Here is a 15,971-nt window from a genome sequence, read left to right as displayed (position 1 = left end):
AGAATTCTTTGCAGAATAGCAGGTATGTTCTGGAGTGCGTCGAGCCATACAACCAGGAGACGTGAAGCAACGAATTTTGACAGATGAAGGAGCTATAGAATTTTCAGCTATCATCTTGAGTCATGTCATAGATGATTTGACCTATGCGGAAAATGGTGTAGTTTTTCCACGTAATGAAGATAAATCTTTAGAAAATTACAGCGCGATCAGATTCATGCAAACGCTTTTCGTCAAGGAGTTGATGATTATCTAAAAAAGGTAAGAGCACAAAAGCAGAAGGATCCAGATTATGTCACAGATCCTGGGGTGAATGACGAAGATTTAAGAGAAAGAGGCAACCAGATCAAAAATGCCCTTTGTGATTGTTTAAAAGCATCCTATTAAAAATGAAGATAAAATCATACTATCCTGTACTAGCATCATGGATCATTACATTGCTTTTGTGCGGAACGAGCGTGGGAGTCCGTTTTTATGGTTTTCCAAAATGGATGGATTTGAGCAACTTGACTGAATTGGCCATGATGTTTTTTGGGTTGATAATGGTTGGAGGTCCTATTCTTAGCTTGTTGTGGGGGGTATGTGGACTTATTGAAGATAAAAAGAAGATGGATTTTATTATAGCTGTGGCTTTATCTATTTTATGGTTTCTTCCATTTTTGATTGTCTTTGCTCTTGGACTTTCATGAGGAGCCAATAGCATTGTTGACAGGCTGTTCTCTCAGAATTGAGAGAACAGCTTTTTGCTTTTCCCAGTCTGGGGTTCCCCTGTGCGGTGTAAGAATGTTTTAGGAAAACGTGCAGCGTGGGCATGAAGAATTGTGATGGGTGAGAGCCAATGCCGGGAACTTGAAATTGTGAGCACGGACACATGAAATTCATCATCCCGGAAGGCACTGATTTCTTGCGTTGGCCGGGGGCTTGTTGTACACATGTATTAATGAAAATTCATTTTTGCGGCGCGGCGGGTACGACGACGGGGTCCCAGCATTTGCTGGAGGTGAACGGGAGCAGGATTCTTCTGGATTGCGGCATGTACCAGGGGCGGCGTGAGGAAGCCTGGCACATCAACAAGGATTTTCCCTATTTTTCTCCGGCGGAGGTGGACGCGGCGGTTCTTTCCCACGCGCACATAGACCATTCCGGCAATCTTCCCAATCTGGTGAAGCAGGGGTTTCAGGGGAATATTTACAGTACGTTTGCAACCCGGGATCTCTGCCAGCTCATGCTGGCGGACGCCGCCCGCATCCAGGAGCACGATTGCGCGTTCATTAATAAGATGAACAAGCGCCGGGGCATTCAGCAGCCGGAGATTTATCCCACTTATTCCGAACAGGATGCGGAACGGTGCATGCGCCAGTTCGTGAATATCGGGTATGAACGCTCCATCCCCGTCGTTCCGGGCGTGACGCTCACGTTTTATGATGCGGGCCATATTCTGGGCGCCGCGCAGGTGTGCCTGGATATTGAGGACCGGGAAGACGGGCGGAAGAAGCGCTTCCTGTTTTCCGGAGACGTGGGCAGGGGGGATAATGAACTCCTGCGTGATCCCGTGCCCGTTCCGGATGTGGACATTCTGCTGATGGAGAGCACCTACGGCGGCCGTTTCCATGAGGCCCCCTCCCGTGATGACGAAGCCTTCTGCAGGGTGATCAGGGAGGCCCTGGACCTGGGCGGCCGCGTTTACATTCCCGCCTTTGCGGTAGAGCGCACCCAGCAGCTTCTTTACCTGCTGAACAGGGCTTATCATGAAGGTTCGCTGCCTTTGCTGCCCGTGTATGTGGACAGCCCCATGGCCGTGGGCGCCACGGAGATTTTCCGCATTCATCCGGAGTGCTTCAACAAGGAGGTGTATGATTTTCTGTTCCGGGAAAAGGATCCGTTCTGTTTTGAACAGCTGCGGCTTATCCGTTCCGTGGGGGAATCCCAGGATCTGAACAAGATGAACGGGCAGGCCATCATCATCTCCGCCTCCGGCATGTGTGAGGCCGGGCGCATCCTTCACCATCTGGCGAACAACATCGGCAACCCGAAGAATACGGTCCTTTTTGTGGGCTATTGCGCGGAGCATACGCTGGGCCGCAAGATCATGGACGGGTGGAAGGAGGTTCCCATCCTGGGCAAGCAGTACACTGTCCGGGCCAGGATACGGGAGATGGACTCCTTTTCCGGCCATGCGGACCATGGAGAGCTGCTGGAATATTTTGACAAGACCGGGGGGCCCAAGAGAAATATCATTCTGGCGCACGGGGAGGAGAAGGCCTCCCGCGCCCTGGCGGAGGCGCTCAGGGAGCGGCAGCCCAATCCCGTTTCCATCGCGCAACTGGGAAGCGCCATGGTGCTTTGACGTTCCGGAGCGCCGGGGCCTTCCTGTTGCGGTTTCTTTCAGGGTTTGCCGCCTTTCATGGCGGAGGCGCCCGGCGTGTTCCAATCAAGTCATGACGGCAGGATGGCTGTGCTGGCCGCTTGACCCGGTGTGTTTACGGGGCTAGCGTGCAGGTATGTCTTCCTTGTTTATTGAATATCCCAAGTGCACGACTTGCCAGAAAGCCAAAAAATGGCTTGATGAACAGGGCGTTTCCTATGAGGACCGCCACATTGTGGAGCAAAACCCCACGGCGGAGGAGCTCCGGACCTGGATTGAAGAGAGCGGCCTGCCGTCCAAGAGGTTTTTCAATACCAGCGGCCTGCTGTACAAGAGCATGAATTTGAAAGACAGGCTTCCCGGCATGAGCCTGGAGGAGCAGGTGGCTCTGCTGGCTACCAACGGTATGCTGGTCAAACGCCCCATTCTAATCACCAACGGGAGGATTTGCGTCGGCTTCAAGGCTGACGAGTGGAAAGCCGCCCTTCATTCCTGATTCCCGCCATGCCCCTGATTACCCGCACCAAGCAAGGCGCAGCCAATTTCGGCCCCTGGGAGAACGTCGTCAGGGTGCTGATTCTGGTATGGTTCATGCTGTACACGCTGAATGCCATTCCGGACGTTCATCCGCTGGTAGGCCGGATTGCGGCCAAGGTGAATTACTGGATCAGCTATTTCTTTGTGTTTGAGTATATCCTGCGGGTGCTGTGCGCCAAGCCGCGGAAGGCTTATATCTTCAGCGGCATGGGCATTCTGGATTTCATTGTCTGCGTGCCGTTCCTGGGCATGTTTTTCGGGGCGGACTGGCAGATTCTTTATTCCCTGCGGATTGTCCGTGTGCTGGCCATTTTCAAGCTGGCCCGGTTTAATCAAACCGCAGCCAGCTTTAAAAAGGCCTTTTACCTGATCCGGGATGAGTTCTTCCTGTTCTTTTCCGTGATCCTGTTTATGCTGTACGTCACGTCCCTGGGCATTTACATTGCGGAGCACGATGCCCAGCCGGAGAAGTTCCGCTCCTTTTTTGACGCCCTGTGGTTTGCCGTGGAGACCCTGAGCACGGTGGGGTACGGCGATCTGGTGCCTATTACGCCCATGGGACGCATTTTTACCGGGGTGATCATGTTCATTGCCGTGTCCATCATCGCCATTTCCACGGGGCTCATCACGTCCGCCTTTTCCCGCGTGTGGCAGCAGGAGAACGTTTTCGCGCACCGCCGCAAGCGCCCTGCGGACAAGACCGCGGCTGAATCCGGCGGTGAAGAGGAGGAACCCAAATAGTCTGCACCTTCCTAAGGGGCGTTCAGCTCCGTTCCACGGATTTTTGAAACAGGCTTGAACAGGAACGGCCGCCTTTCCACAGGGAAGGGCGGCCGTTGCATGAAAGCGGGAAAGAAGTTTTTCCTAGCTGTTGTACATCTCCGTGTAGTACTGGTCCGCCATGCGGTCGGAGTCAAACTCGGGGTAGATATCCGTCATCGCATTGAAGACAATGTCCATCCACTTGTCGTTGTGATCGTAGTAAAGCGGCAGAATCTTGTCGTCCAGGATGTTGTAGAAGTTGTCGCGGTCGGAGCGGTCGCGGGCTTCCGGGGAGAGGTGGGGAGCCGCTTCCGGAATGACGAAGCAGTTTTCCCCGTCCTTGGCGAATTCACAGATCCAGCCGTCATTGGTGGAGACGGAGATGGAGCCGTTCATGGCGGCGGACATGCCGGAGGTGCCGGAGGCCTCCCGGGTGACTACGGGGTTGTTCAGCCACACGTCGGAGCCGTTCTTCAGGTAGCGGCTCAGGCCCAGTTCATAGCCGGAGAGCACGGCGGAACGGGGATACTTGGCCGTCATGTCGTTCAGGCGGTTGAAGATTTCAATGGCGCCGTGGTCCATCGGGTAGGGTTTGCCTGCCCAGATGAACTGCACCGGATAGTTGGTGCGCTGGAGCATGCGTTCAAACATGGTGGGATTGCCAGTGACCAGGTCCGGACGCTTGTAGGCCGCAAAGCGGCGCGCCCAGACGATGGTGAGGCAGTTCGGGTCAAAGACGCGGCCCGTCTGTTCCCCCACCATGCGGAAGAGGGCTTTCTTCAGGGCGCGCTTGCGGCGGATGAAGGCCTCCTTGTTGCGGGCCTGGAAGGCTTCCGCCAGTTCCGGGTCCTGCCAGTATTTCTGGTTCTGGGCGTTCGTGATGTGGATGATGGGGCACACGCCTTCATAGTCCTTCCACATCTGGCGGGAAACTTCGCCGTGGAGCTTGGAAACGCCGTTGGCGATGTGGGAAAGGCGCAGGGCGGCCAGCGTGTAGTTGAACGTGTTGTCCGTCAGGCCTACGGCGGCGCGCACCTGTTCCATGGAAAGCCCGTCGAAGAAGGAGAACGTGTTCATGGTGTTCACGTCCATCTTTTCATTGCCGGCTTCCTCCGGGGTGTGCGTAGTGAAGACGAAGCGCTTGCGCACTTCCTCCACGCTGCCGGTCTTGGCAAGCACATGGAAGGCGGCGGCCAGGCCGTGGGCTTCATTCAGGTGGTAGATTTCCGGTTCAATGCCCAGCTCGTCAAAGAGACGGGCGCCGCCCTTGCCGAGCAGCACGTACTGGGCGATGCGGGTGAAGCCGTTGGCGTCGTACAGGCGGCGGGAGATGTTGCGGCTTTCCTCGTCGTTTTCCTCCAGGTCCGTGGAAAGGAAGAACATGGGGGCGGTGCCGAAAGTTTCCGGATTCAGGAAGTAGGCTTTCACCCAGACGGGCGCGCCGCAGACGTGGATGAGGAATTTGATGTTGTGGTCTTCCAGGAACGGGTAGTTCTTGCGCATGTACTGCGTGGCCATGGAGCCGTCTTCCGCCCGGATCTGGTTGTAGTAGCCGTAGCTCCACAGGATGCCGACGCCTACGAGGTTCTGGCGCAGGTCATGGGCGCTGCGCATGTGGGAGCCGGACAGGTAGCCCAGGCCGCCGGAATAGATTTTGAATGAATTGTCAATGGCGTATTCCATGGAGAAGTACGCTACGCTTTTTCCGTATTTGGGGTCGATTTCATACGGATGTTCAAAAATGGTGGGTAAGAATGATTTCGCCATGATTCTGTAAATGGAGTAAGCGTTCAACGGGTGAACCTGTATGTCTTGGTATCATGGTTCGGCAATATTGGAAAGGGCAAAATGCGTGTGTGTCTGAATTGTTGATTGAACAGGAATGCCTTTCCGGAGAATCCTTTCCGTGGTTTTTCCGTGCCGGAGCGGCACGGGCGGGGAAGGGCGTGCCGCCCTGTTCCGGCCCCTGTTTTCCAGTGCTCCGGAAATGAATTTTGAGCTTGCCGCCGCAGGGGAAAAAGAGCATGAATGAGGGGCATGAAAGCTCTTGTAAAAACGCAGGCAGGCCCCGGTTTGGAACTGATGGATGTTCCCATGCCGGAAGTCGGCCCGAACGATGTCCTGATTAAAATTCATAAAACAGCCATTTGCGGCACGGACCTTCATATCTGGAACTGGGACAAGTGGGCCCAGCAGACCATTCCCGTGGGGATGCACGTGGGCCATGAGTTCTGCGGCGTGATTGAAGCCGTAGGCTCTTCCGTGACGGAATACAAGCCCGGGGAGATCGTTTCCGGAGAAGGCCACATCGTCTGCGGCCACTGCCGGAGCTGCCGTTCCGGCCAGAAGCACCTGTGCCCGAACACGAAGGGCGTGGGCGTGAACAGGCCCGGCTGCTTTGCGGAGTACCTCTCCATTCCCCAGGACAACGTGGTGCGCATCCACAAGAGCATTCCGATGGAGATCGCCTCCATCTTCGACCCCCTGGGCAACGCCGTCCATACGGCCTTGTCCTGGGACATGGTGGGGGAAGACGTCCTGATTACGGGCGCGGGAGTCATCGGCTGCATGGCCGCCGCCGTCTGCAAGAAGGCCGGAGCCAAGACGGTGGTTATCACGGACATCAATGATTTCCGCCTGAGCCTGGCCAAGACGCTGGGCGCGGACCGTACCGTGAACGTGACCCGTGAAAAACTGGAGGACGTAATGAAGGAGCTGGAAATGACGGAAGGGTTTGACGTGTGCCTGGAAATGAGCGGCGCCCCGTCCTGCCTGAAAGACATCATCGACAATTCCCGGAACGGAGCCAACATTTCCCTGCTGGGCATCCAGCCGGACGGCTCCAGCATCGAATGGAACAAGTTTATCTGGAAGGGGCTGAAAATGAAGGGCATTTACGGGCGTGAAATTTTTGAAACCTGGCACAAGATGGATTCCATGATCCGCAGCGGCCTGAATATAGCGCCCATCATTACGCACCGCCTGCCCTACACGGAATTCCGGGAAGGCTTTGAGGCCATGAATTCCGGCAAGTCCGGCAAGGTGGTTCTGGACTGGATTGTCTGATTTATCCGCTTTTTTACCGTATAACGAATGCCCCGGCTTCCAGATGGAACGCCGGGGCATTTTTTAAGAAGGCACAGGATAGGCGGGAGCGGATTTGCTCCCGGAGCGTCAAGCGGTTTTTCTGGGCGTGGGTGGCGTTTGGGCATCTCGGGCCCGGGCGCGGCGTTCCTCCTTCATGCGGCGGGCGTAGCTGTCGTCGTCTTCCTCAAAGGCGTCCGGATGGGTCAGCCGGAGCCTCCGCACCACCTTGTCATGGTCCTCCGGGGAAACCAGGTCCGTGAACAGGCCTCCCTGAAGATGGTCCACCTCGTGCTGCAGGCAGCGCGCCAGGAGCCCGTTGCATTTGATGGTCACGGTGCGTCCGTCCATCAGGGTCAGGATGGCCTTCACGCAGGAGCGGCGCAGGACGTTCGCATACACCTTGGTGATGCTCAGGCAGCCTTCCCGGTACGGCACATTCCTGCCGAAGGGGTGGAGGACGGGATTGATGAAATTCAAGGGCATGATTTGCGCCAGCGTGGCCGGGCGTCCGTCCACTTCCAGCCATGTAGTAGTGGCGTCCGTGGGCGGAATATTGATGGTGACCATCTGAATGGCCCTTCCCACCTGCGGAGCGGCCAGGCCTATGCCCCCCTGGGCCAGGGTTTCCTGCATGTCGTCCAGGAAGGAAAGAAGGTCTTTGTTGATATGAACCACGGGGCTGCATTCCTCCCTCAAAAGGGGGTGTCCGTATTGAAGAATGTCAAGAATCACGGCGGATAGGATGGAGTTGGTAATAAGGTGTGACCTCCGGGTTCGGGAGAGTGTTCATGATATTTAAAAGAATATTTCCGCACATCAAGAATGCGGGAATGTTTTTTCCGGATGAAATGAAAAGGCCTTGAACTTTGGGGACGCTTTCTTACGGTAACCATGTTGCCACGATGCGGGCCGGGCTCCAGAGCCTCCCTCATCAACGCCGCTTTCTCATGAAACTCAGTTCCCGTTTTTCCCTGTTCCTGAATTTGCCGCTGTTGGGAGGCGCGTGTTTGCTGGCGCTGTGTTCCTGCGGGGACAAGGAGGAAGGGGAAAGGGCTGCGGAGGAAAAGGAGGCTGAAAAGCTTTCCCCGGTGGAATCCTATGAAGAACTGCTTTCCCTGCGCCTGAAGGACGTGGAGCAGATGACGGATCTGGTCGCTTCCATCCAGGACCGGGCTGCGGGAGAGGCCGTGATGGTGGAACTGGGGCGGTTGACGGACAGGCTGAAGCTTTACAACATGAACTGCGGGCGGCTGATGATTCTGAATCCGCGCGTGCATGAAGAGTCCCGGGAGGTTCACCCCTCCTTCCATTCCATTCTCCGGGAGCGCGTGGACAAGGCCCGCGACCGGATGATGCAGGCGATGCTGAAGCTTCATGAACTCAAGTATTACGATTCCGCCGTCATCAGGGATGATCTGGAAAAGTACGGTCTCAGCCTGACGGACGAACGGATGGCCCAGTATTTGAACGACAGGATACTGCCGTTCCTGAAAGCGTATCTGGAGCAGTACGCCACCATGGTGGACATGCTGGAGGGGATTGACAACAAGGTGGCTGCGGAGGCTTATGCCATGTCCGTAGCCCTTCAGGGGCGCATGGTCAGGGAACAGATGGACAATATCACCCGGCTGGAGCAGGAGTACGGAGAATGGCTCCCCGGTTTTGAACGGCATTGCCACGACGGGTTGGAGAAGATGAGGAGAAGGGCGGACGAGAACCGCAAACGCGCTTTCCGGGCGCTCCTGAAGCTGGTGACGGCCAGAATGTATGATTCCCCGTCCATGCAGAAAGCAGTGGTGGGGCTTGAGATGGAACAGCCCAGGCTGGTGGATTTTCAGGAATTCTGGGCTGATCCCATCATGACCATGGAGGAGTTCTGCCTGTGTTTGGAAAGAATCCAGCATCTCCTGCGCGGCATTAAGGATACCGGAACGGCGGACCAGCGCGCCATGGAGTTGGTGGAAGTGGTGGCCAGGCTGAAAAGGCTGCGCTACGTCGTGGATGATTTTCAGAAATCCGGCCGCATGAACCAGGTAAAAACCAGGGATCTGGAACGCATCAGCCGCCGTGCGGAGGAAGCGGAAATGGCCGTTTCCAGTACCATGGCCCATCTTATCGTGGAGACGGATGTTGTGACCCGTTCCCCTCTTCTTTCCCGCGCCATGGGCTTTTACCGCTATGTGATGTACACGCACTGAGGGCTGCATGCCGGAAAGCGCCTATTGACATCCGGCGTCGGCACGGGACAATCTGCCCATGATGGATGTTGATTTTTCCGGAAGTGCCGTGGTCGTGACGGGCGGAGCCGGCGGCATTGGCCGCGCCATTGCGAAGGCTTGCGCCGCAGCAGGCGCACGCGTGGCGGTGCTGGATGTGAAGCATGAGGAAACGGCCTCCCTGCTGGAAGAATTGCCGGGAGAAGGCCATCTCTGCGTGACGGGTGATGCGGGGGTGGAAGAGGACGTGCGTTTTTTTGCGGAAAAAGTGTTGGAGCACTTCGGCCGGGTGGATGTCCTGGTAAACAATGCATGCATCACCCGCCACGGTATTCTTTCCGGCTGCTCTTATGAGGACTTTAATGAAGTTCTGCGCGAGGGCGTTGCTGCCCCCTACCTGCTCAGCCTTTTGTTCCGTGATCATTTTTCCCGCGGGGCTTCCATCGTGAACATCGCCTCCACCCGCGCTTCCATGTCCCAGAAGGATACGGAAAGCTACAGCGCGGCCAAGGGAGCCCTCATCTCCCTGACCCACGCTCTTGCCATGAGCCTCGCGCCCCTCGGCGTCCGGGTGAACAGCATCAGCCCCGGCTGGATTGACACGGGGGCCTTTGGAGCCTTGTCCCCGGAGGACGGCCTCCAGCATCCTTCCGGGCGCGTTGGAACGCCGGAGGATATCGTTCAGGCTGTGTTCTTCCTCTGCCGCTCCGGCTTCGTCAATGCGGAAAACCTGGTCATTGACGGCGGCATGACTCGGATGATGGTGTATCACGGGGATGAAGGCTGGACGTTCCGTCCGGAGCCGCCGGACACGGTCCCCTCATGACGGCAGCCGGCGGCTGCGGCAGGTATCCGGAGTTTCCCGGGTCATGGAATACGTACACGTGCGGGAAAAACATTGCCCGCATGCGGATGAAGCAAGGGCGGGCACGAACGCGGAGGCGAGTTTTTGTTTGGAACGGCCTGGTTCGTCATTCCCCGGAGCACAGGTTATACATGCCCAGGCAGGGGGTAACGACAATGCCGACCGGAATAAGAAGGATATTGGCAATCACGGTACCGGGGGCGTCAATCACGCAGCTCTGTGCTCCCGCCAGAATTCTCCGGCCTGTGGAGGGAGCGCTGATGATCTTTACGGCTGCTACGGTAGGAGAAGCGTTTTCTTTCCTGCTCAAGTTCAGGTAGGGAAGGGTAATTTGATGCGCTCCATACAGGGAAAACCGGGGAGGAACGGTGAAATTCTCTTCAAGTACCATGCTCAGGAGGTCTTTGTATTCTATGGGATCGGGAAGGTCTTTCTTGTTAAGCTGCAAAAAGACGGTCTTTTCCGTTCCCGGAATATCCTCCATTTGTGAAATGAAGTCTGACTGGGCCATGGGCGGTCCGATGACCGGAGTTTCCTTGCGCTGATCGCATTGAACGGCTTTGATGTAAACGAAGCCGTTTTTCACATAGGCGCGGTCATCCAGTTCCCAGTTGCGGTAAACGGTTCCGGCGTTCAGCGTCTGGGCGGCCGTATTGACGGAAATGCAGGCGCACGGCAGCAGGAATGCCGTCGGCAGCAGGAGGAAACGTTTCATGGGGTACTGCCGTGGATAGCAGTATACTGACTGACAGTCAATATAAAATAAGAAGAGCCGCTCTTTTCCGGAGCGGCTCCAATATTCCCTTCACGGGAGCAGAATGATAAAAGTCAGCGAATGGTGACGCGGGGGTCGTTCGCCAGGACCTCGGCCAGTTCGTCCCAGCCGTCTTCCGTCTGGAGCTGGAACATCTGGAGGTAAACGGACGCTACGCCGGCAGGGTATTTTTCAAACAATTCGTCCACGGCCTTGGCGAGTTTTTCCTTGTCCAGCGTTTCCGGCAGTTCGTTCACAATGCCGTTGCCGTCATGGGGGATGTCCAGCGTATTCAGGAAAGTAATCAGCATGTCCTGATGCTTGCGCAGAAGCCAGACCTGGAGCAGGTGGTCCCCGATTTCATTGCTGGGTTTCCACGCCAGCATTTTCTGGATGAAGGAGAATTGCTCCTGAAGGGGCTTGCGCTGGATGAATTCCGGGCGCAATTTTTTCAGGGCGCCGAGTTCACGCACGGCGGCGCGGTAAATGGCGCGTTCCTGGTTGCGCATCCAGTCCAGAATGTTGCTGATCGTTTCTTCGTCCGCCTGCTGGAAAATGTAATATGCCTTCATGATAAGTAGGGAAAGAAAAGCTCTTTGAGGACATGAACTCCACCATGTTTCCCCCTCCTATGCAAGCTCTTCTACTGTCACCTGCCGTACTTGGCTTCTATTCCGGATTCAAGGCGTAAAAAAACGGTCTTATTGCAAAAAAGACTTGCTAAAAGGGGGCTCTTATGGTTACTTGCTTCCGCGCTTCTCGCGATGCCACTGTAGCTCAGGGGTAGAGCAACGCATTCGTAATGCGTGGGTCGTCGGTTCAATTCCGACCAGTGGCTCCATCTTCAGAGTTGGAGCTTGTCGCGGGGAACTGCCGGATACATGCCTCGTTAGCTCAGTTGGTAGAGCAGCTGACTCTTAATCAGTTTGTCCACGGTTCGAGCCCGTGACGGGGTACCATCCGGTCGTTCCTGCAAGGAACGCCGCCATTCCAGTGCCTCGTTAGCTCAGTTGGTAGAGCAGCTGACTCTTAATCAGTTTGTCCACGGTTCGAGCCCGTGACGGGGTACCATCTCTTTTTAAGTCCGGCTTGCTGATGGCAAAGCCGGACTTTTGTTTGATAGGGAACGTTGAAAAAACGATTTGTTCTTTCCGATTCTCATTTGCCCTGCCAAGCCTCTTTTCGGGCGGTGCAAGCATGCACGATAATATGGACAGGCAGTTATTTAAAATCAGGTGTTGAAATCTCTTGGAAATTACATTTAGTGTTTTAATAACGGCAACATAAAAAATTCCATGCGAATGCCGTTCTTATTGATTTTCTCCGTACATGGGGAAAGGATCGTTTTCATTCACGCATGACATTTCAAGAAAATATTGTTTGGAATACGGTTCTTTGAAAACATGTCCATTGTAATAAGTGGAGACGGCAAACATGTCCGTCAATACGGTGCCGTTTTTAATGAATCTTCCGGGAAGTCCCCATTGCTTGGAATCGTTCAAAGACCGCAGATATCCCTTATATCCCCGGTAAATGACATGATCGTTATTATAAATGATTATGTTGTCCGTATCTCCAATATCATTTTTTCCTAGAAAATCCCGGATGTTGTCGGAATCAAAATTCAAAAAATACGGATTTTGATTAAATGATACATCATCGGAAAAAACAATATCTCCGGATTCTGATTTTATTTGAATATGGGCACAATTGCTTTTTGTAAATAAAATAGTCGCCGGAATGATTAAAATAACCAATGTAATCAGAAAATATATTTTTAGTAGATTCTTTTTCACTTAATATGATGATATTTTATGAGTAATTTTCTTCCAATGTTGTATATGGTAAATTTGCTGTCAGAAATTTCATTTTATATTTAGTTTTAAAAATTTACTTGATTGGCGGTTGAGGCATTTTTGATTTATAAATTTCCATTACAAAAAATTTAAATAACTTCCTTTATTTATATAGATTCCTACTATAATTAATAATGAAAAAAATTTCATGCAAGACATTATGAAAATGATGCTATATGCGCAACTATAGATTAATATGAAAATGATATAATTTATTATAGATTCTTTTCTTCGTGAATATAATGACGTGATGATGCTTTCTATAATATTTTTAAAAAATAAAATAACAGATTGTTTGAAGAACCAAATGACAAACCATATTAACCACCATAAAAGGATGTAATAAATCAAATGTAAATCGAAAGTTCTAGCAAGACCGTACCCGAAGTAGACAAGACTCCCTATAGGAAACCAGAACGTAAAAAAATTATTACTGGCAGACATCAATATCTTTTTTATTCTATCATGCGCATATTTTTTATTTAAATACGAAATAACATGTATTTTTTTTATAAATAATGAAATGAGTATTACAGCAATCCAAAATACTATCCAATAAAAAATTACTTCAATATAATGCAAGGTGAACGTGTGAGTAAATACATAAAGGATAAAATAAATCCACCATAATATTGAATACAATAGAAGAAATTCGCTGGAACTGTTTCCGGATGATTTGCAATTAATGCAATATTTAAGGGAAAAAGGTCCCAAAATGGCACTTAAAATAGCAAATGCTGTTTTTTTATGATTAATGAACTTCATTATTTGTTTAAATTTCTTAAATAATTATATAATCCTTCAATTCCACGGAGACCTGTAATATTCAATAACGAATCCAATGCTTGCCATTGAAATGCTTTTAACGGAAAGATTTTTGGACACCCCTCAATAGTGCCTTCTAATGTGATAGTGTATCTAGAGTGATCATGGCCTAATGCTCGATGTATTGTAGATATGGGACCGCCAACTGGATTTTTAAAATATGGATATGCTGATTCAGGTATGGGGATTTGAACAAAATCATCCGGATGACCATGGCCTCCTACTCTTCCGAGGGTTTTACGCGTTATAGGTAACGCAGGGTCGCGATTAACTGCATATGCAGGTCCCCTTAATTTCCCGGAACTTATAATTAACTCTTTCGATTCTTTTGTGGTAATATGTTGGAGATTAACTTTAGCGGTGTTTTTAGCGGCAGCTCCACCTGGAGACGAAATGAGCCGATTGGCATCATAGGATACTGCTTCTTCCGGTTCCCGGGCGGTCTTGCGGTTGCCGATGTTGTCGTAGGAATAGATAAAGCTTCCTCCCCGGCTGATCCGGTCTTCGACCAGCCCGCTGCGGCTGTTGTGGGTGAAGTTTCTGGTGGTTGCAGGTGTGGTTCCATCCCAGGAGTCCCGCCGTTGGACAGGACGCATCAGCGCGTCGTAGCCGTATTCGTGGCCGGCTGCCAATTCGCCATCCGCTCCCTTTCTGTAACTGATGGCGGTTACGAGGTCGAGCCTGGGATGATAGGTATTGCAGCGGACCATGCCGTTGGGGTAGGTGAGATAGTTGAGGAAGCCGCTGGGTTGGTCATACTGCCAGGTAAATGGAGACTCCAGTCCTTCCAGATTCATCCCGATGATGGCACCTTTGGAATCGTAGTCAAGATGGGAGTGCTGCACGGTACGGGTTCCAAGAATCAGGCGATATCCGTTGGAACGACCCAAGGCATCGTATTGTTCCTGGGCGCAGTTTTCCACGGTTCCAAAGGAAGTGTCCTGGATCATGTGGCCATAGGCATCGTAGGAGCATTCCCTGATGCCGGAGGCGTCCCGGACGGAGGTCATTTGTCCAATGCGGTTGTAGGTAAACTCCCATCCGGGAGTGTTGTCGTTGTGGGAGACGGAGACGAGTTCTCCGGTGAGAGGAGCATAGGCATAAGTGGAGACGGAATTTTTCAACACCATGAAGGACGTAAAGCTCAGGAATGCGAAGCTGGCCGCCTTCGGCAGCACGCGCCATCCTGAGCTTGCTGCCTTCCGAAACTGCCTGTAGTAGTCCCCGGGACTTGGACCAGATGCTCTCAATAGCTCCCGTGGAAGGATGGCGGTTCACCTTCATCTGACGGGAATAAGCTTCCGCCGTGGTTTCCACGCCGGAGGCGGAGACCAGGGAGACGACCTTTCCGGTGGCTGCCGAGAAGCGCAGGGTGCGCCCATTGCTCTGCACCATGTCCAGGTAGGCGGGAGAGCCGCCGGTGCAGGGAGACTTGTCGGCATTCAGCTTCTGAACCTTGTAGTTCAACTTGCGCGAACTTCCGGAGACGGAGGCTTCGGAACCGCCGTTTGAACTTTGGAAGGAGATGGAACTGCCCGTGGGTCGTTTGACGGAGATCTGTCCGGTTTCGGGATTGCAGGAGGCGGTCCATTCGAGGGGATGCTTGTAGCGCAGGGTGATGGAAGAGAGGGCGGAAGGTTCGGCAAGGGTGCGGAGAAGCGGGGGATTGCCTCCTCCACTTCCTCCTTCGGAATCGCCCTCACCCATTTCCAGTAAGCCTTCGCAGTCGTCGGCCCCGTCCGGATAGCCGCCGAAGAAATGGGAGGTGTTCTTGCTGCAATCGGACTGTTCGATGTCTTCGTCGCAATCACAGGAACAGGGGCATGGACAACCCCCTTCCTCCGGCTCCGCTGGAGGAAAAGGAGAGGGAACTGGAACTGCTGCTGGAAGAGGAGCTGGATGACGAAAAGCTGCTGCTGGAACTCGAAGAACTTGATGAGTTAGACGAAGAAGGACTGGAGCTGCTCGAGGAGGAAGAGCTCGAACTGCTGCTTGGCTTGGGATCAAACTCAAACGAATCTCCTCCCCCTGCCGAACTGCTCGACGAGTCCCCTTCTTCCGCCTCCTGGTACAGGTTGACCAGGGTCAGGACGGTTTCTCCCTCCTTGCCGGCGGGAGTGTTTTCCGCCAGCAGGTAATAATCCAGGTCGGGCTCGCCTTCCTTGTCGCTAACCAGGGCAATGCAGAACTCGGCTTCCGCCCCCCGGTCGGGCTGGTGTTGATGGACGATGTGGCACCAGTAGTATCCCTGGTCGAACTGGATCTGGCGGCGGAGAGGGGTGAAAGAGCCCGGCTCCGTGGAGAGTTCCAGATCCTTGGCGGGAATGGAAAGGGAGATGGAAGAGTGGGCGCGGAGGTGGAGAAAACAGGTGGCGGGAGCCATGACCTTGAGGTATCCGAACCATTCGTGCCGGGTGGGGGAGGAAGCAGCGCGTTTGGGGATAAGGACGGGAGCGGAGAGGCCGTTGACCAGGAAGTTGCCCTGGGGCTGCCCGTTGGGGTACATGGGAATGAAGGGGTAGACGGTGTCCATGGCGCCGATGTTGAAAGTGTTGTTCATGGCAATGAAGGTAGAATTATGAAATGGTTGCGGCTACCATGAATCAAAACCAGCAACGTAAACACGCCGGAGACGTTAAGAAAAAGCGTCCCGTACAGAAATGTAGTGAGGGAGGTATCCGGGGCAATTCCTGCTTTTGATTGCGTG

General features: G+C 53.3%; 15 protein-coding genes and 3 tRNA genes. 11 read left to right on the top strand and 7 right to left on the bottom strand.

Annotated features, from left to right (window positions below):
• Positions 1–61 precede the first annotated feature (61 nt).
• The 5 genes from M8N44_RS13195 (at position 62) to M8N44_RS13175 (ending at position 3,640) form a co-directional block, all read left to right on the top strand.
• Positions 62–253, top strand: a complete 192-nt coding sequence (locus M8N44_RS13195) for a hypothetical protein (protein WP_146021201.1) — start codon at positions 62–64, stop codon at positions 251–253.
• Between the two features lie 133 nt (positions 254–386).
• Positions 387–686 carry a hypothetical protein gene (locus M8N44_RS13190; RefSeq protein ID WP_146021200.1) on the top strand — a complete coding sequence of 100 codons (300 nt, stop codon included), beginning with the start codon at positions 387–389 and terminating at the stop codon, positions 684–686.
• Between the two features lie 251 nt (positions 687–937).
• Complete coding sequence (locus M8N44_RS13185) at positions 938–2,344, top strand: MBL fold metallo-hydrolase RNA specificity domain-containing protein (RefSeq protein WP_102729101.1); 1,407 nt, start codon at positions 938–940, stop codon at positions 2,342–2,344.
• 154 nt (positions 2,345–2,498) lie between these two features.
• Entirely contained in the window at positions 2,499–2,858 is a 360-nt protein-coding gene (locus M8N44_RS13180; RefSeq protein ID WP_102729100.1) for an arsenate reductase family protein, read from the top strand.
• Positions 2,859–2,866: 8 nt separating this feature from the next.
• The gene (locus M8N44_RS13175) at positions 2,867–3,640 is read left to right on the top strand and encodes an ion transporter (protein WP_102729099.1); all 774 of its coding nucleotides are present in this window, start codon (positions 2,867–2,869) and stop codon (positions 3,638–3,640) included.
• A gap of 123 nt (positions 3,641–3,763) precedes the next feature.
• Here the strand turns inward: M8N44_RS13175 and glgP are convergent, their stop codons facing one another.
• On the bottom strand, positions 3,764–5,428 hold the full coding sequence (glgP, locus tag M8N44_RS13170; RefSeq protein WP_249853125.1) for an alpha-glucan family phosphorylase: 1,665 nt from the start codon (positions 5,426–5,428) through the stop codon (positions 3,764–3,766).
• Between the two features lie 261 nt (positions 5,429–5,689).
• On the opposite strand from glgP, the gene tdh reads away from it, so the two are divergent.
• Entirely contained in the window at positions 5,690–6,727 is a 1,038-nt protein-coding gene (tdh, locus tag M8N44_RS13165; RefSeq protein ID WP_102729098.1) for an L-threonine 3-dehydrogenase, read from the top strand.
• Positions 6,728–6,835: 108 nt separating this feature from the next.
• Here tdh and def read toward each other — a convergent pair whose 3' ends face one another.
• Positions 6,836–7,480 (bottom strand): peptide deformylase, encoded by a 645-nt coding sequence (gene def, locus M8N44_RS13160; protein ID WP_102729097.1) that lies wholly within the window; start codon positions 7,478–7,480, stop codon positions 6,836–6,838.
• Between the two features lie 215 nt (positions 7,481–7,695).
• On the opposite strand from def, the gene M8N44_RS13155 reads away from it, so the two are divergent.
• Together M8N44_RS13155 and M8N44_RS13150 are read left to right on the top strand one after the other, a co-directional pair.
• Positions 7,696–8,946: a hypothetical protein gene (locus tag M8N44_RS13155; protein ID WP_102749391.1), complete on the top strand. Its 1,251-nt coding sequence runs from the start codon at positions 7,696–7,698 to the stop codon at positions 8,944–8,946.
• Between the two features lie 58 nt (positions 8,947–9,004).
• On the top strand, positions 9,005–9,790 hold the full coding sequence (locus M8N44_RS13150) for an SDR family oxidoreductase (protein WP_180975276.1): 786 nt from the start codon (positions 9,005–9,007) through the stop codon (positions 9,788–9,790).
• A gap of 145 nt (positions 9,791–9,935) precedes the next feature.
• Here the strand turns inward: M8N44_RS13150 and M8N44_RS13145 are convergent, their stop codons facing one another.
• Complete coding sequence (locus M8N44_RS13145; RefSeq protein ID WP_102729095.1) at positions 9,936–10,544, bottom strand: hypothetical protein; 609 nt, start codon at positions 10,542–10,544, stop codon at positions 9,936–9,938.
• A 113-nt stretch (positions 10,545–10,657) separates the two neighbouring features.
• Positions 10,658–11,155: a hypothetical protein gene (locus tag M8N44_RS13140; protein WP_022396083.1), complete on the bottom strand. Its 498-nt coding sequence runs from the start codon at positions 11,153–11,155 to the stop codon at positions 10,658–10,660.
• A 194-nt stretch (positions 11,156–11,349) separates the two neighbouring features.
• Here M8N44_RS13140 and M8N44_RS13135 point away from each other — a divergent pair.
• From M8N44_RS13135 to M8N44_RS13125, 3 genes are all read left to right on the top strand, one after another.
• A tRNA-Thr gene (locus tag M8N44_RS13135) sits at positions 11,350–11,424 on the top strand.
• 42 nt (positions 11,425–11,466) lie between these two features.
• Positions 11,467–11,542 (top strand) — tRNA-Lys (locus M8N44_RS13130).
• A gap of 36 nt (positions 11,543–11,578) precedes the next feature.
• Positions 11,579–11,654 (top strand) — tRNA-Lys (locus M8N44_RS13125).
• A gap of 239 nt (positions 11,655–11,893) precedes the next feature.
• Here M8N44_RS13125 and M8N44_RS13120 read toward each other — a convergent pair.
• The 3 genes from M8N44_RS13120 to M8N44_RS13110 all read right to left on the bottom strand — a co-directional run bounded on the left by M8N44_RS13120 (position 11,894) and on the right by M8N44_RS13110 (position 15,824).
• A complete protein-coding gene (locus M8N44_RS13120) occupies positions 11,894–12,379 on the bottom strand; it encodes a hypothetical protein (RefSeq protein ID WP_146019585.1) in 486 nt (161 codons plus the stop codon).
• An 824-nt stretch (positions 12,380–13,203) separates the two neighbouring features.
• On the bottom strand, positions 13,204–14,442 hold the full coding sequence (locus M8N44_RS13115; protein ID WP_215709483.1) for a hypothetical protein: 1,239 nt from the start codon (positions 14,440–14,442) through the stop codon (positions 13,204–13,206).
• A gap of 629 nt (positions 14,443–15,071) precedes the next feature.
• A complete protein-coding gene (locus M8N44_RS13110) occupies positions 15,072–15,824 on the bottom strand; it encodes a hypothetical protein (protein ID WP_180975275.1) in 753 nt (250 codons plus the stop codon).
• Positions 15,825–15,971: the final 147 nt, after the last annotated feature.

It is taken from the genome of Akkermansia massiliensis (assembly GCF_023516715.1).
Classification (GTDB): Bacteria; Verrucomicrobiota; Verrucomicrobiia; order Verrucomicrobiales; family Akkermansiaceae; genus Akkermansia; species Akkermansia massiliensis.
Note: the sequence above shows the minus strand (reverse complement) of the source record. Positions and strands in the feature narration are given on the sequence as shown.

Excerpts from the sequence above, each read along its gene's own strand:
- M8N44_RS13190 (WP_146021200.1), top strand. The coding sequence starts at position 387 with ATGAAGATAAAATCATACTATCCTGTACTAGCATCATGGATCATTACA.
- M8N44_RS13185 (WP_102729101.1), top strand. The coding sequence starts at position 938 with ATGAAAATTCATTTTTGCGGCGCGGCGGGTACGACGACGGGGTCCCAG.
- M8N44_RS13180 (WP_102729100.1), top strand. The coding sequence starts at position 2,499 with ATGTCTTCCTTGTTTATTGAATATCCCAAGTGCACGACTTGCCAGAAA.
- M8N44_RS13175 (WP_102729099.1), top strand. The coding sequence starts at position 2,867 with ATGCCCCTGATTACCCGCACCAAGCAAGGCGCAGCCAATTTCGGCCCC.
- glgP (WP_249853125.1), bottom strand. The coding sequence starts at position 5,428 with ATGGCGAAATCATTCTTACCCACCATTTTTGAACATCCGTATGAAATC.
- tdh (WP_102729098.1), top strand. The coding sequence starts at position 5,690 with ATGAGGGGCATGAAAGCTCTTGTAAAAACGCAGGCAGGCCCCGGTTTG.
- M8N44_RS13155 (WP_102749391.1), top strand. The coding sequence starts at position 7,696 with ATGAAACTCAGTTCCCGTTTTTCCCTGTTCCTGAATTTGCCGCTGTTG.
- M8N44_RS13150 (WP_180975276.1), top strand. The coding sequence starts at position 9,005 with ATGATGGATGTTGATTTTTCCGGAAGTGCCGTGGTCGTGACGGGCGGA.
- M8N44_RS13145 (WP_102729095.1), bottom strand. The coding sequence starts at position 10,544 with ATGAAACGTTTCCTCCTGCTGCCGACGGCATTCCTGCTGCCGTGCGCC.
- M8N44_RS13140 (WP_022396083.1), bottom strand. The coding sequence starts at position 11,155 with ATGAAGGCATATTACATTTTCCAGCAGGCGGACGAAGAAACGATCAGC.
- M8N44_RS13110 (WP_180975275.1), bottom strand. The coding sequence starts at position 15,824 with ATGAACAACACTTTCAACATCGGCGCCATGGACACCGTCTACCCCTTC.